13 protein-coding genes are annotated in these 14,631 nt (G+C 56.9%); 9 read left to right on the top strand and 4 right to left on the bottom strand.

Translation table 11 applies throughout. The annotated features are described in order from the left end of the window. Window positions 1-5 precede the first annotated feature (5 nt). Genes EBC_RS20900 through EBC_RS20885 form a run of 4 tightly spaced genes read left to right on the top strand, consistent with a single transcriptional unit; the run spans window position 6 to window position 5,247 of the window. Window positions 6-1,091 carry an ABC transporter substrate-binding protein gene (locus tag EBC_RS20900; RefSeq protein ID WP_013203853.1) on the top strand — a complete coding sequence of 362 codons (1,086 nt, stop codon included), beginning with the start codon at window positions 6-8 and terminating at the stop codon, window positions 1,089-1,091. Window positions 1,092-1,140: 49 nt separating this feature from the next. Beyond that, the gene (locus EBC_RS20895; protein WP_041692128.1) at window positions 1,141-2,913 is read left to right on the top strand and encodes an ABC transporter permease subunit; all 1,773 of its coding nucleotides are present in this window, start codon (window positions 1,141-1,143) and stop codon (window positions 2,911-2,913) included. A 2-nt stretch (window positions 2,914-2,915) separates the two neighbouring features. Then, on the top strand, window positions 2,916-3,953 hold the full coding sequence (locus tag EBC_RS20890) for an ABC transporter ATP-binding protein (RefSeq protein ID WP_013203851.1): 1,038 nt from the start codon (window positions 2,916-2,918) through the stop codon (window positions 3,951-3,953). A gap of 37 nt (window positions 3,954-3,990) precedes the next feature. Next, window positions 3,991-5,247: a flavin-containing monooxygenase gene (locus EBC_RS20885; protein WP_013203850.1), complete on the top strand. Its 1,257-nt coding sequence runs from the start codon at window positions 3,991-3,993 to the stop codon at window positions 5,245-5,247. Window positions 5,248-5,298: 51 nt separating this feature from the next. Here EBC_RS20885 and EBC_RS20880 read toward each other — a convergent pair whose 3' ends face one another. Continuing rightward, on the bottom strand, window positions 5,299-5,607 hold the full coding sequence (locus EBC_RS20880) for a putative quinol monooxygenase (protein ID WP_013203849.1): 309 nt from the start codon (window positions 5,605-5,607) through the stop codon (window positions 5,299-5,301). Window positions 5,608-5,640: 33 nt separating this feature from the next. Then, window positions 5,641-6,222, bottom strand: coding sequence for an NAD(P)H-dependent oxidoreductase (locus EBC_RS20875; protein ID WP_013203848.1), 582 nt, complete (start codon window positions 6,220-6,222; stop codon window positions 5,641-5,643). 153 nt (window positions 6,223-6,375) lie between these two features. Here EBC_RS20875 and EBC_RS20870 point away from each other — a divergent pair, with 153 nt between their 5' ends. The 4 genes from EBC_RS20870 (at window position 6,376) to ftsP (ending at window position 12,024) form a co-directional block, all read left to right on the top strand. Beyond that, a complete protein-coding gene (locus tag EBC_RS20870; RefSeq protein WP_013203847.1) occupies window positions 6,376-7,158 on the top strand; it encodes a transporter substrate-binding domain-containing protein in 783 nt (260 codons plus the stop codon). Between the two features lie 148 nt (window positions 7,159-7,306). Continuing rightward, entirely contained in the window at window positions 7,307-9,580 is a 2,274-nt protein-coding gene (parC, locus tag EBC_RS20865; RefSeq protein WP_013203846.1) for a DNA topoisomerase IV subunit A, read from the top strand. A gap of 180 nt (window positions 9,581-9,760) precedes the next feature. After that, on the top strand, window positions 9,761-10,498 hold the full coding sequence (locus tag EBC_RS20860; protein ID WP_013203845.1) for a 1-acylglycerol-3-phosphate O-acyltransferase: 738 nt from the start codon (window positions 9,761-9,763) through the stop codon (window positions 10,496-10,498). 107 nt (window positions 10,499-10,605) lie between these two features. Beyond that, window positions 10,606-12,024, top strand: a complete 1,419-nt coding sequence (gene ftsP / locus EBC_RS20855) for a cell division protein FtsP (protein ID WP_013203844.1) — start codon at window positions 10,606-10,608, stop codon at window positions 12,022-12,024. Window positions 12,025-12,086: 62 nt separating this feature from the next. On the opposite strand, the gene dkgA is transcribed toward ftsP, so the two are convergent. Then, entirely contained in the window at window positions 12,087-12,911 is an 825-nt protein-coding gene (dkgA, locus tag EBC_RS20850) for a 2,5-didehydrogluconate reductase DkgA (RefSeq protein WP_013203843.1), read from the bottom strand. A gap of 124 nt (window positions 12,912-13,035) precedes the next feature. Here dkgA and EBC_RS20845 point away from each other — a divergent pair, with 124 nt between their 5' ends. Continuing rightward, on the top strand, window positions 13,036-13,929 hold the full coding sequence (locus EBC_RS20845) for an AraC family transcriptional regulator (protein ID WP_013203842.1): 894 nt from the start codon (window positions 13,036-13,038) through the stop codon (window positions 13,927-13,929). Between the two features lie 27 nt (window positions 13,930-13,956). Here EBC_RS20845 and EBC_RS20840 read toward each other — a convergent pair whose 3' ends face one another. Continuing rightward, window positions 13,957-14,613: a DedA family protein gene (locus EBC_RS20840; protein ID WP_013203841.1), complete on the bottom strand. Its 657-nt coding sequence runs from the start codon at window positions 14,611-14,613 to the stop codon at window positions 13,957-13,959. Window positions 14,614-14,631 lie beyond the last annotated feature (18 nt).

Raw genomic sequence — 14,631 nt, 5'->3', positions numbered from 1 at the left:
TCAGAATGAAAGAGAACAAAGGGTATTCGCGTCGTGATGCACTCAAACTCGGCATGGGAGCGGCGGTCACCGCCGCCGTTGCGCCGATGATTATCAGCCGTCCGGCACGCGCGGCGGAAGTCACCACCCTGACGGTGGCGGATGTGGGCGGCCCGTATGGCGCGGGCTTCGGCAAAGCCTTCTATAAGCCGTTTGAAGAAGCCACCGGCATCAAAATTATTAATACCGTCCTGGGGCCGGATCCGGTTCCTCAGTTCCAGATGATGGTCGATACCAAAAACTATCTGTTCGACGTGGCGTTGCTCAATCCGGAGCATTTGGTGCGTCTGAACAAGATGCCGAAACCCTATCTGGAAGATCTGCATATTCAGGTGCCGGACCCGGAAAACTACGTTAAAGGCTCGATCACCCCGCAGTTCGGTGGCGTCAGCATCTATGCGCTGGCACTCGGCTACCGTACCGACAGCTTTGCCGGTAAAGCGGCACCCACCAACTGGACGGATTTCTGGGACACCGCCAAATTCAAGGGCCGTCGTGGACTGTGGCGCAGCCCGGTCTGCACCCTTGAGCTGGCGTTGATGGCGGACGGCGTTGATCCGAAAAAACTCTATCCGTTGGATGTGGATCGCGCGTTCCGCAGCCTGGATAAAATCCGCAGCAGCATCGACGTCTGGTGGACCAGCGGGGCGCAGGCTACGCAAATGTTGCAAAGCGGCGAGCTGGATTTGATGAGTATCTGGAGCACCCGCGCGCAAACGGCGATTGATGCCGGTACGCCAGCGTCAATCGGTTGGGGCCAGGGACTGTACAACATTGATGGCTTCACCATTCCGCATGGCAGCCCGAAGCTCGACGCCGCCCGCAAGTTCATTCAGTTCTGTATGGATGCCAAACGCCAGTCGATGTACACCAACGACCTGGCCTGCGGACCGACCAATATTAAAGCCTACGACTTTATCGACAATAAGAAGGCGGCATTGCTGCCGACCGCGCCGGATCATATCCAGGGCCTGGCGGAGATGAGCGCGGACTATTGGGGCGACAATCAGGTGGCGCTGACCGAGCGTTTTGAGAAGTGGGTAATGAGTTAATTCAGGCGGTGGCGCAATCGCGCCACCCAACCTGTTGGAGGACAAGTCTTTGGCAGAACTCGCAACATCTGGCGTGAAAAAATCGCCACCTGGTCAATCCCGACGCTGGCATCCCCTGTGGCTGACGGCGCCAGGACTACTCTTTTTGGCCCTGTTCCTCGCCTGGCCGACGCTGAAACTGATGTTACTCAGCTTTCAGGATGGCGACGGCGGATTCTCACTTGCGGTCTGGAGCCAGATGTTTGGGGCCGGGATCTACGTGAAGGTGATGCTGAATACCTTCACCATCGCGCTGCAAACCACCGTGGTCTGCCTGGTTATTGGCTACCCGGTAGCGTACTGGCTTTCACAGCGCACGGAAACCGTCCGGCGTCGCTTAATGTGGCTGATTTTACTGCCATTCTGGACCAGCGCCCTGTTGAAAAACTTTGCGTGGCTGGTGCTGCTTTCCCGCCGTGGCATTCTCTCGGAAATCCTGCTGTCGCTGGGTGCCGATCAGCCGCTGAATGTGCTCTATACCCGCGGCGTGGTGGTATTTGCCATGGCGCACAGCATGTTGCCGCTGGCGATCATCACCATGCTGCCGACCATGACCGGCATTGATAACGGGTTGATGAAGGCCGGGCACACGCTCGGGGCGTCAAAGGCGCAAAGCTTCTGGCGGATCTTTTTCCCGCTTTCCATGCCTGGGGTGGTCGCGGCCTGTTTGCTGATCTTTATCGGTTCACTGGGGTTCTTTATTACGCCGGCATTACTCGGCAGCCCGCAGGATTCGGTGATTGGCCAGCTGCTGATCACCCAGGTGCAACAACTGCTCAACTGGCGACTGGCCGGTGCGGTGGCGATGATGCTTCTGGTGACCACGCTGATTGTCTGTTTTTGCTATGACAAGCTGTTCGGCATGTCGGCGATTTCAGGTGGCGAAAGCCATGCCAGCGGCAAGCTGATCCGACGGGTGGGCTATGCGATTACCGCTGTGCTGGCGCGGGTATGTGACGGGCTGGCCACAGGGCTGGCGGTGATCCCTGGGCGTCCCGGCTTCGGCTGGCTGCTGCCACTGTTCAGTATCCTGGTGATGCTGGTGCTGGTTTCACCGGTGGTGTCCTTCCTGCCGATGGCCTTCAGCAGCTCCAGCTTCCTGCAATTTCCACCGCCGGGTTATTCGTTGCGCTGGATGGAAACCTATCTGGAATCACCCATCTGGACCGGGGCCACGATACGTTCCTTTGGCATCGCGCTGGTCACCGGCATCTTCTCGGTGCTGATTTCAGGTGCCGCGGCCTTTGGCCTGGCAAAACATCAGGGTAAATCGGGCAGCCTGGTGGTGATGACCTTCCTGCTGCCAATGATCATTCCCAACATTGTGACCGCCGTTTCCCTGTTCTATCTATTTGCCACCCTGGGGCTGATTGGGTCTGACCTTGGCATCATTCTGGGGCATACGGTGATGGCCATTCCGGTGGTGTTTATCATTATCCTCACCACCTTCAAAGGCTATGACTGGCGGCTGGATCAGGCAGCGGGCACGCTGGGTGCCAGCCGCTGGCGAACGCTGCGGGAAATCACCCTACCGTTAATCAAAAGCAGCCTGGTGGCGGCGTTTATCTTTGGTTTCCTCAACTCGTTTGAAGAGCTGACGGTTGCCCTGTTTGTCGGCGGCGGCGTGAAGCAGACGCTGCCTAAACAGATGTGGGATGACGTGCTGCTGTCCGTTACGCCAACGCTGGCTGCCGCCTCGGTGATTATCCTGTCCGTGGTTACGCTGTTGTTCATTATTGCTGAACGCTCGCGTCGTAAAGCCGATGCGCTGCAAGGAGAATAAGCATGTCCTCTGTTAAGTTGAAAGTGGAACAGATCGCCAAATACTACGGGCAAACCAAGGTATTGCAGGATCTGGATTTAACGGTAAACAAAGGGGAGCTGTTAACCCTGCTTGGCTCCTCCGGCTCCGGTAAAACCACCTTATTGCAGATCATCAGTGGTCTGACCGAACCGACCTCGGGCCGGTTATTGATCGACGGAAAAGATGAAACCTGGACGCCGGTTCACAAACGCGATATCGGCGTGGTGTTCCAGAACTATGCGCTCTTTCCACATCTGACCATTGAAGAAAACGTCGGGTTTCCGCTGCGGATGCGGCAACTGCCGGCGGCGGAAGTGGCCCGCAAGGTCAAAGCCGCGCTGGAAATGGTTGAGCTGGGCCATGCGGCGCAGCGTTTTCCGCGGGCCCTGTCTGGCGGTCAGCAGCAACGTGTCGCCCTGGCACGCTGCCTGGTATACCAGCCGGGGATCATCCTGATGGATGAACCGCTGGGCGCGCTCGATCGCCAACTGCGTGAAACTATGCAGATGGAGATCCGCCGGATCCACCGTGAGTCAGGCGCCACGATCATCTTTGTCACCCACGATCAGGAAGAGGCGCTGGCGCTTTCAGATCGCATCTGTCTGATGAATGAAGGGCGGATCGTGCAGATCGACACGCCAGAAGGCATCTATGAACGCCCGCAGTCGACCTTTGTGGCCGGATTTATTGGCCTCTCCAATATTTTGCAAGGGGATATTCAGGGCGGCCAGCTGGTGACCAAACAGGGCTCATTCGCGCTGCCGGAATCCCCGACCAAACAGGGCAACGCTTCGCTGGTGATCCGCCCAGAACATTTACGTATTTTGCAGGCCGGCAGCGGCCAGCTGCACGGCGAAATCTGTGAGCGTATTTATGCCGGCTCAGAAACCCGTCTGGTGGTGGCGCTGGCTGAGGGCGCACGGTTCGTGGTGCGCAGCAATGGCCTGTCCGGCAACCGAATTGGCGATCGGGTTTCGCTGGGTTGGGATGTTCAGCAAAGTCTGTTACTCCCGGCGTAATCCGTCCGCAACAGAAAACTACTTTAAGGATGCAGTGATGATGGTTGAAAAAACCGTGACAGATACCCTGGTTATTGGCGCCGGGCAAGCCGGTGTTGCCATGAGCGAACATCTGACTAAATTGGGCATTGCCCATCTGGTATTGGAAAAAAAACGCATTGCCGAAGCCTGGCGCAGCGGACGCTGGGACTCGCTGGTTGCCAATGGTCCTGCCTGGCACGATCGTTTCCCCGGCATGGAATTTCCCGGTATTGATGCCGACGGCTTCGTGCCGAAAGAGGGCGTTGCCGACTATTTTGCGGCCTATGCCGAGAAATTTAACGCGCCAATCCGTACCGGCGTTGAAGTGAAACGCGTTGAACGCAACGTCGGACGCGCGGGCTTCACGGTGGAAACGTCGGAAGGGATCATTGAAGCGCGGCATATTGTTGCCGCCACCGGGCCATTCCAGCGTCCGGTGATCCCGGCGATCGCGCCAAATGATGACAGCGTGCATCAGATCCATTCTGCGGCCTATTACAACCCGCAGCAGCTGCCTGAAGGCGCGGTGCTGGTGGTCGGCGCGGGATCGTCCGGTGTGCAGATCGCGGACGAGCTGCAGCGCGCAGGCAAAGCGGTGTACCTTTCCGTGGGGGCACATGACCGTCCGCCGCGTGCTTACCGTAACCGCGATTTCTGCTGGTGGTTGGGCGTGCTGGGCTTGTGGGACGCCTCCGCCAGCCAGCCAGGCAAAGAGCATGTGACCATTGCCGTGAGCGGCGCACGCGGCGGTCATACCGTTGATTTCCGCGCACTGGCGCATCAGGGCGTCACGTTGGTGGGCCTGACAAAAGCGTTCCGCAATGGCAAGGTGACCTTCCAGCCCGATCTGGCAGAGAATATTTCCCGTGGTGATGAAAACTATCTCTCGCTGCTGGATGCGGCGGACGCCTATGTTGTCCGTAACGGTCTGGATCTGCCGGAAGAGCCGCAAGCGCGACAGTTCCTGGAAAACCCTGAATGCGTGACCCATCCTATATTACAGCTGGATCTTGAAGAGGCGGGAATTACCTCAATTATCTGGGCGACCGGCTATACCACGGATTACAGCTGGCTGCAGGTGGATGCCTTTGATGAAAAGAATAAGCCGAAACACCAACGTGGTGTATCCAGTGAAGCGGGGGTCTATTTCTTAGGATTACCGTGGTTATCGCGCCGGGGCTCGACGTTTATTTGGGGTGTCTGGCACGACGCGAAGTATATCGCTGACCATATTGCCACGCAGCGAAAATACAGCGAATACCGACAGGGTTAAAAAAAATCGCCCGGAGAGGCCTGCTCATCCGGGCGAAGTATTTAAGGCAGGTTACTTAGCCGCTTCCAGCACGAAAATCTTCACATCCACCACATCGGCTTTGATGTTGGTGCGGTGCTGTTCCATATGGGCAGCCTGCTGATGCTGCTCCAGATGGCGCAGAGAATCCCAGTGCTCGACCATAAAGATGGAATCGGGCGAATGCTGCTTCCAGGGAACCTGCGCTTTATAGTCAGTCAGCGCCTGATAGCTTCCGCAGCCCGCTTCCTCCAACACCGTTGGCGTTACGTTCTCAATAGCCTGTAACACGGCCGTACGGCGGCCTGGCTTTACGCAAATTTCAGCGATCACGGTGAGCATAGTTATTCCTTAGTGAGATTGTCGTCTGACTAGTTAAGCAAAGATTTCGCTCAGATGAGTCCGATAGCGCGCAATATCTGCGGCAATGTCCGGCTGTTTAATCACATCGTTACAAATAAAGGTCGGTAAACCTTCCATACCGAGGAACTGATTCGCCTTATGGAAGTGCAGGTACAGGCCATCGACGCCGACGCCTTCGAAGAACTGCTCGGGATCGGTAAAGGCCTGCAGCGGCGCATTCCAGGTCAGGGACAGCATATATTTGGTGCCCTGAATCAGCCCGCCGGAGCCGTATTTTTTTGCCGCGTCTGAGCGGGTACGGCCATCGCTGGCGTACAGTGAACCGTGGCCTTCGGTGAAGACTTCATCAATGTATTTCTTCAGGATCCACGGCTCGCCCATCCACCAACCGGGCATCTGGTAAATCACGGTATCCGCATCAAGATATTTCTGCACTTCATCGGTAATCACATAGCCGTCGTCAACCACGGTGACGTCGACCTGATGGCCGGCATCGCGTAAAAAGGTGGCGGCCACTTCGGTCATCGTGTGGTTCAGTTCGCCTTTTGAATGGGCGAAGGCTTTTCCTGCATCAATAATTAAAATCTTGCTCATGCTCTTTGTTCTCCAGTTCATGACATTACGGCCAGTCTACGCGCGAGAGCCGCAGAGAAAAATGTGTGTTTGATCACAACACTTTTGCTTTTTGAGCAATAATGGCGCTTCACAAGGTAGGATTTCGGCACAGTTACCATGAGACAGACAACAATGATAAAAAAAATACGCATTAAAAGCGGGGTTGCCGCGTTACTGCTGGTTGCAGGCGGCGCCAGTGCTCAGTCACATCTGGACCGCGTGCTGCAAAGCAAAGTCCTGACCGTTTGCACCACCGGCGATTACAAGCCGTACACCTTCCTGCGCGCTGACGGGCAATATGAAGGTATTGATATCGCGATGGCGCAGTCACTGGCCAAAAATCTCGGCGCGGAAGTGAAGTGGGTGCCCACAACCTGGAAAACCTTAACGCCAGACTTTATCGCCAAGCAGTGCGATATTGCCCTGGGCGGCGTGTCGGTCACCCTGAAACGCCAGCAAACCGCCTGGTTTGCTACCCCGCTGGGTACCGATGGCAAGATCCCGCTGGTGCGCTGTGCCGATAAGAAGAAGTACCGCACCATTGAACAGCTGAATAAGCCGTCGGTGCGGCTGATCGAACCGGCGGGTGGCACCAACGAGGCGTTTGTCCACGCTTACCTGCCGCAGGCTAACCTGACGCTGTTCCACGACAACGTCACCATATTCCAGCAGTTAGTGGATAAAAAAGCCGACGTGATGATCACCGATGCCTCGGAAGCGATGTTCCAGCAGAAACACTATCCCAAACTCTGCGCCATCAATCCTGAGCAGCCGATGCAGTACGGCGAGAAAGCCTACATGCTGCCGCGTGACGATCTGAGCTGGAAACTGTATGTCGATCAGTGGCTGCATTTGAGCAATGCCACCGGCGAATATCAGCAGGTTGTCAGCCAGTGGCTGGCCGTTAAAAAATAAACCTGATGGCGGGGCAATCTTTCCCCGCCTGAATCCGCTTTGCCCCCACGGTTACCTGTGACAGACCCCGCCTGGATAAGGTACTATCCACGCCAAACGACCCCGATGTGGCGCGCCAACAGCGCCGCGATGTGAGGAATCAAGAGTAATGAGTGACCTGACGCAGGATGGTGCAGAGCGTCGTGCCCTGCATAAGTTTACGGAAGAGGCCTACCTCAACTATTCCATGTACGTCATCATGGACCGTGCGCTGCCCTATATTGGCGACGGGCTGAAGCCCGTACAGCGCCGCATTGTCTATGCGATGTCAGAGCTGGGGCTGAACAACAGCGCCAAGTTCAAAAAGTCGGCCCGTACCGTGGGTGACGTGCTGGGTAAATACCATCCGCACGGCGACAGCGCCTGTTATGAAGCGATGGTGCTGATGGCGCAGCCGTTCTCTTACCGCTATCCGCTGGTGGATGGTCAGGGAAACTGGGGTGCGCCGGACGATCCGAAGTCCTTCGCCGCGATGCGTTACACCGAATCCCGCCTGTCGAAATATGCCGAAGTGCTGCTGGGCGAGCTGGGACAGGGCACCGTCGACTATGTCCCGAACTTCGACGGCACCATGCAGGAGCCGAAAATGCTGCCTGCGCGGCTGCCGAATATCCTGCTGAACGGCACCACCGGGATTGCGGTGGGCATGGCAACGGATATTCCTCCGCATAACCTGCGCGAAGTGGCGAAGGCGGCGATCGCGCTGATCGACGCACCAAAAACCACTCTCGACGAGCTGCTGGATATCGTGCAGGGGCCGGACTATCCGACCGAAGCCGAAATCATTACGCCGCGTAACGAAATTCGTAAAATTTACCAGAGCGGTCGTGGCTCGGTGCGCATGCGCGCGGTGTGGAAACGTGAAGATGGCGACGTGGTGATCACCGCGCTGCCGCATCAGGTCTCCGGTGCCCGCGTGCTGGAGCAGATTGCTGCCCAGATGCGCAATAAAAAGCTGCCAATGGTCGAGGATCTGCGTGATGAATCCAACCACGAGAACCCGACGCGGCTGGTGATTGTGCCGCGCTCCAATCGGGTGGATATGGACCAGGTGATGAACCACCTGTTTGCCACCACCGATCTGGAAAAAAGCTACCGCATCAACCTGAACATGATCGGCCTGAACAACCGTCCGGCGGTGAAAAACCTGCTGGAGATCCTCAGCGAGTGGCTGATCTACCGTCGTGATACCGTGCGCCGCCGCTTGCAGCACCGTCTGGATAAAGTGCTGCGTCGTCTGCATATCCTCGAAGGTTTGCTGGTGGCGTTCCTCAACATCGACGAAGTGATCCACATCATTCGTACCGAGGACGAACCCAAGCCGGTCCTGATGTCGCGCTTTGAGATCAGCGAAACGCAGGCTGAAGCGATCCTCGAACTGAAATTACGTCATCTCGCCAAGCTGGAAGAGATGAAAATTCGCGGCGAGCAGGATGAGCTGGCGAAAGAGCGCGATCAGCTGCAGGGCATTCTGGCGTCCGAACGCAAAATGAATACCCTGCTGAAGAAAGAGTTGCAGGCAGACAGCGACCTGTATGGCGACGATCGCCGTTCACCGCTGCGTGAGCGTGAAGAAGCCAAAGCCATCAGCGAAAGCGAACTGGTGCCGTCAGAGCCGGTGACCATTGTGCTGTCGCAGTCTGGCTGGGTACGCAGCGCCAAAGGGCATGATATCGATCCGGGTGGCCTGAGCTACAAAGCCGGTGACAGCTATCGCGCCGCCGCCCGTGGCAAGAGCAATCAGCCGGTGGTGTTTGTCGACTCCACCGGGCGCAGCTATGCGCTGGATCCGATTACGCTGCCGTCGGCGCGTGGCCAGGGCGAGCCGTTAACCGGCAAGCTGACGCCACCGCCGGGCGCGGTGATGGAGCAGGTGCTGATGGAGGCCGACGATCAGAAACTGCTGATGGCCTCAAACGCGGGCTACGGCTTCGTCTGTACCTTCAGCGATCTGGTTTCCCGTAACCGCGCCGGTAAAGCGCTGCTCACGCTGCCGCAGAATGCCAAAGTGATGACGCCACTGGCTATCCATCATGATGACGATCTGCTGTTAGCGATCACCTCTGCGGGCCGGATGCTGCTGTTCCCGGTGGGCGATCTGCCGCAGCTGTCGAAAGGCAAGGGCAACAAAATTATCTCCATTCCTTCCGCGCAGGCGGCGTCCGGTGAAGATAATCTGGCCTGGCTGCTGCTGCTGACACCACAAACCTCGGTGACGCTGCACGTCGGTAAACGCAAGCTGACGCTGAAGCCTGACGATCTGCAGAAGTTCCGCGCAGAGCGCGGGCGTCGCGGTACGCTGTTGCCACGTGGATTGCAGCGTATCGATCGGGTGGAAGTTGACGGTCCGGTCAGAGCACCGGTTGCTGACAGCGAAGAGTAACGGTCCCTGTATACTGCGTGCTGGCCAGGCGAAAGCCTGGCTAACCCGGTGAAATGCAGTCAATTTCAAGATTTCAGGATATACTTTATCCGTACCCCGAAGGCAGGGCGTTCGCCCCGGTAACAGGTCAGGTTACCGTCTGCCGACTCAAGGGAGTCTGAAAGCAATAACGAGGATGTGATGCTCTCAATTTTACGTTTTATTGTCGTGGTGATTTACTCAATCCTGGTGTGTGTCTTTGGCTGCATCTGGTGCTTATTCAGCCCGAGAAACCCGCGTCACGTCGCCACGTTTGGCCATCTTTTTGGCAAACTTTCGACGGTATTTGGCCTGAAAGTCGAACTCCGCCGTCCAGAAGGCGCCGATAATTACCCTAACGCCATCTATATTGCCAACCATCAAAATAACTACGATATGATCACCGCGGCGAAGATTGTGCAGCCAACGACGGTGACCGTCGGTAAGAAAACGCTGTTGTGGGTGCCCTTTTTTGGCCTGCTGTACTGGCTGACCGGTAACCTGCTGATTGACCGTGATAACCGCTCCAAGGCGCACGGCACCATTGGCGAGCTGGTCGATCAGTTCAAGAAGAAAAAAATCTCGTTCTGGATGTTCCCGGAAGGCACCCGCAGCCGTGGTCGTGGCCTGCTGCCGTTTAAAACCGGCGCGTTTCACGCGGCAATGGCCGCCGGTGTGCCGATCATCCCGATTGTGGTGTCGAACACCCACGATAAAATTAAGCTTAACCGCCTGAACAACGGCCATGTGATTATCGAAATGCTGCCACCGGTAGATACGGCTGCCTTTGCCGACCAGTCGGTGCGCAAGCTGGCGACACACTGCCGTGAACTGATGATGGCGAAACTTGACGAGTTGAACGCAGAAGTGGCCGCGCGCGAAGCCGCCGATAAAAGATAATTTCAGCCAGCCTGCGGGCTGGCTTACCCTCACACAGCAAAGACCAGAATCATAAAAGATGGATAGCAGTCCGGCATAAGGACTGCGTTTTGGTTTACGGAGTTTTTATGTCTTTCAGTCGACGTCAGTTTATTCAGGCTTCGGGTATCGCGCTGTGCGCGGGCTCGTTACCTGTTAATGCGTTCGCCGCCGGGCCGGGCACCGCATTGCCGGTCCCGCCGCTGGTGGAATCGCGCCGTGGGCAGCCCATTTTCCTGACCTTACAACGCAGCCACTGGTCCTTCACCGGCGATGGCAATAAGGCTCAGGTGTGGGGCGTTAACGGCCTCTACCTCGGGCCGACGGTGCGGGTGTGGAGCGGCGATGATGTCAAGCTGATCTACAGCAACCGACTGAATGAACCCGTCTCGATGACCATCAGCGGTCTGCAGGTGCCTGGCGCACTGGCGGGCGGCGCACCACGACTGATGTCACCGGGTGTGGACTGGGCGCCGGTATTGCCGATCCGCCAGGCAGCCACCGCCTGCTGGTATCACGCTAACACGCCAAACCGCATGGCACCTCACGTTTATAACGGGCTGGCCGGTCTGTGGCTGATTGAAGATGAGGTCAGCAAAGCGCTGCCGATCCCCAATCATTACGGCGTCGATGATTTCCCGCTGATTATCCAGGATAAGCGCCTGGATAACTTTGGTTCACCGCAGTATGACCCGCCGTCCAGCGGTGGCTTTGTCGGCGACACGCTGCTGGTTAACGGCGTGCAGAATCCGTATGTCGATGTCTCGCGCGGCTGGGTGCGTTTGCGCTTGCTTAACGCCTCCAACTCCCGCTGTTATCAGCTGTTAATGAGCGACAACCGCCCGTTCAACGTGATTTCCAGCGATCAGGGATTCCTGCCTGCGCCGGTGGCGGTCAAGCAGCTGTCGCTGGCACCGGGCGAACGCCGTGAAGTACTGGTGGATATGAGCCAGGGCGACGAAGTGTCGATCACCGCGGGCACCGCAGCCGGTATCGTTGACCGCTTGCGCGGCCTGTTCGAACCCTCCAGCATTCTGACCTCGACGCTGGTGCTGACGCTGCGTCCGACCGGGCTGTTACCGCTGGTCACCGATAACCTGCCAATGCGCCTGCTGGCCGATGAGGTGATTGAAGGGTCGGTCAGCCGCACGCGTGAATTCAGCCTCGGTGATTCATTGCCGGGCATCAATGGCGCGCTATGGGATATGGAGCGAATTGACGTGCAGGCGCAGCAGGGCACCTTTGAGCGCTGGATTATCCATGCCGATCTGCCGCAGTCATTCCATATTCAGGGCGTGAAGTTCCTGATTAAAAACGTCAACGGCGCGCAGCCCTGGGCAGAAGATCGCGGCTGGAAAGATACGGTCTGGGTCGACGGCACGGTGGAGTTATTTGTCTCATTGCTGCAGTCCTCAGCTGAACATTTCCCGTTCGTCTATTACAGCCAGACGCTGGAAATGGCCGACCGCGGCTCGGCGGGTCAGATGCTGATACAGCCAACGATTTAGGTGGCGAGAGTCGGGCAGGCAGGCAAAAAAAACGGGGCGATTAATTCGCCCCGTTTGCACAGTTAGTTCAGCTCATCCGGGTTTGGCCCCAGTCGGTTACCCTTATCCAGCTTGGCAATCTCGCTGATTTCAGGTTTCTCCAGACGGAAGTCAAACACCTTAAAGTTCTCTTCAATGCGCGACGGCGTGACCGATTTCGGGATCACCACCAGGCCGCTATCCAGATGCCAGCGAATCACGATCTGCGCCGGGGTTTTGCCGTATTTCTTCGCCAGGTTTTTAATAATCTCCTGATCAAATACGCCTTTACCGCCCTGCGCTAACGGACTCCAGGACTCGGTCTGAATATGGTGCATCGCATTCCACGCGTGCAGCGTGCGCTGCTGCAGCATCGGATGCAGCTCAATCTGATTGACCACCGGGCTGACGCCAGTCTCTTCCAGCAGCCGTTTCAGGTGGGCTTCCTGGAAATTACAGACGCCGATACTTTTCGTCAGCCCCTGTTTCTGTAACTCAATCATCGCTTTCCAGGCATCAACGTAGTTGTCTTTTGCCGGGCACGGCCAGTGCATCAGATAAAGATCGACACTCTCCAGCTGCAATTTTTTCAGGCTGGTTTCCATCGCCTGCGGCGCGTTCAGCTGATCGTCATTCCACAGTTTGGTGGTGACAAAGATATCTTCGCGCGGGATATCGGTTTCTTGCAGCGCCTGCCCAATCCCTTCCTCGTTTTTGTAGATGGCGGCGGTATCCAGTGAGCGATAGCCGACCTGCAACGCCTTAACTGCAGCGGTGCGGGTATCTTCAATGCTGGCCTGCCAGACACCAAGGCCAATCTGCGGCATCATGTTGCCGTCATGGAGTTTAATTACAGGTTGCTCTGCCATGTTTTCTCCTTTGCAGCGAATGAACCGGCACCTCTGTGCCGGCGAGTGACTCTAAGTCTAGTTGAGAATAGCCGCGCCGTTGGGCATGATGCTATTTGGAATTCTCTGAGAGTAAAACTCGTCTATGGATCGCAACACGCTTTGTACTCAGCTTGCCAGGAAGGTGGTGCATCTGGTGACATCGGGCGCTTCGCCGCTGGCTTCGTTGCCGGATGTTCGCCTGATTTATGCCGACAAGCCCAGCGGACGGACGCCGGTGCTCTATTCTTCGGGGATTGTGATCCTGTTCCAGGGGCAGAAAACCGGCTACCTCGGCAATAATGTTTTTCATTACGATGCCACGGAATACCTGATGCTGACCGTGCCGCTGTCGGTCGAGTGTGAAACTTTCGCCACGCCGGAAGCGCCGCTGGCCGGGATCCTGCTGAACGTCGATCCGGTCAAGCTGCAGGATTTGCTGATTGATATTGGCGATGACGACAGCTTCCATCCTGAACCGCAAACCCGGGGCATTCACTCCTCCGCGCTGACGGAAGAGATGCTCTGTGCCGCCGAGCGGCTGCTGGACGTGCTGGCGAATCCGCGCGATGCCCGCGTGCTGGGCCCGCAGATTGTCAGGGAAATTCTCTATCATGTGCTGCTTGGCCCGTGCGGCGGGGCGCTGATGGCGCTGGTCAGCCGCCACACCCAGTTCAGCCAGATTGCCCGCGCATTGCGCCGCATCGAACACCATTACACCGATAACCTCAGCGTTGACCTGCTGGCCGCAGAAGTGAATATGAGCGTCTCGGCGTTTCACCATAACTTTAAAGCGGTGACCAGCACCTCGCCGTTGCAGTATCTGAAGAGCTACCGGCTGCATCAGGCGCGGATGCTGATGCTGCATGAAGGATTGAAGGCCAGCGCGGCGGCAATGCGGGTAGGGTATGAAAGTGCTTCGCAGTTTTCGCGCGAGTTTAAGCGCTATTTTGGCGTCACGCCGGGCGAAGAAGCGACGCGGATGCGTCAGGCGGGATAAGAGAAAGGCCGGAGCACCGGCCTTTTTTTACGCCGATTTTTTACGGCGGATCAGCAGTACCACGCTGCCGATTAATCCGGCACAAAGCAGCACCAGCGGCAACACCATCAGAATGGTCATCACCTGATCTTCGTGCCGTTTGATAAACGGCACCTGGGTGATGGCAAAGCCCAGCGACACCAAAATGGCCACCCAGAGAAAACCACTCAGCCAGTTAAACAGCTGGAAGCGGCCGTTTTTCAGGCCGGAAATCCCCGCCATGGTCGGCAGAATGGTGCGGACAAAGCCCAGAAAACGGCCAACGATCAAAGCCGTCAGTCCGTGGCGATGAAACAGATTCCACGCCCGCTGGTGATACTGCACCGGCAGATGCATCAGCCAGCTTTTCACCAGCCGCGTATTGCCCAGCCAGCGTCCCTGTAAATAGCTTAGCCAGCAGCCGAGGCTGGCGGCCAGCGTCAGGATCGCCACCGTAGGCACAAAGTCCATCACCCCTTTGGCAATCATCGCGCCTGCCAGTAACAGCAGGCTGTCGCCCGGCAAAAACGAGGCGGGCAACAGGCCATTTTCAAGAAATAGGGTAGCGAACATAATGCAATAAACTACCCAAATGACGTCCGGATTGGCCAGCGCAGCAAAATCCTGATGCCACAGCGCCTGAACAATCTCATGCAATACACCCATCTTAATTCCTGTTTACTG

Origin of the sequence: Erwinia billingiae Eb661, assembly GCF_000196615.1 — a bacterium.
GTDB lineage: Bacteria > Pseudomonadota > Gammaproteobacteria > Enterobacterales > Enterobacteriaceae > Erwinia > Erwinia billingiae.
Note: the sequence above shows the minus strand (reverse complement) of the source record. Positions and strands in the feature narration are given on the sequence as shown.

Bases quoted from the DNA above. Each gene is read 5' to 3' on its own strand.
- EBC_RS20900 (WP_013203853.1), top strand. From the start codon at position 6: ATGAAAGAGAACAAAGGGTATTCGCGTCGTGATGCACTCAAACTCGGC.
- EBC_RS20890 (WP_013203851.1), top strand. From the start codon at position 2,916: ATGTCCTCTGTTAAGTTGAAAGTGGAACAGATCGCCAAATACTACGGG.
- EBC_RS20885 (WP_013203850.1), top strand. From the start codon at position 3,991: ATGATGGTTGAAAAAACCGTGACAGATACCCTGGTTATTGGCGCCGGG.
- EBC_RS20880 (WP_013203849.1), bottom strand. From the start codon at position 5,607: ATGCTCACCGTGATCGCTGAAATTTGCGTAAAGCCAGGCCGCCGTACG.
- EBC_RS20875 (WP_013203848.1), bottom strand. From the start codon at position 6,222: ATGAGCAAGATTTTAATTATTGATGCAGGAAAAGCCTTCGCCCATTCA.
- EBC_RS20870 (WP_013203847.1), top strand. From the start codon at position 6,376: ATGATAAAAAAAATACGCATTAAAAGCGGGGTTGCCGCGTTACTGCTG.
- parC (WP_013203846.1), top strand. From the start codon at position 7,307: ATGAGTGACCTGACGCAGGATGGTGCAGAGCGTCGTGCCCTGCATAAG.
- EBC_RS20860 (WP_013203845.1), top strand. From the start codon at position 9,761: ATGCTCTCAATTTTACGTTTTATTGTCGTGGTGATTTACTCAATCCTG.
- ftsP (WP_013203844.1), top strand. From the start codon at position 10,606: ATGTCTTTCAGTCGACGTCAGTTTATTCAGGCTTCGGGTATCGCGCTG.
- dkgA (WP_013203843.1), bottom strand. From the start codon at position 12,911: ATGGCAGAGCAACCTGTAATTAAACTCCATGACGGCAACATGATGCCG.
- EBC_RS20845 (WP_013203842.1), top strand. From the start codon at position 13,036: ATGGATCGCAACACGCTTTGTACTCAGCTTGCCAGGAAGGTGGTGCAT.
- EBC_RS20840 (WP_013203841.1), bottom strand. From the start codon at position 14,613: ATGGGTGTATTGCATGAGATTGTTCAGGCGCTGTGGCATCAGGATTTT.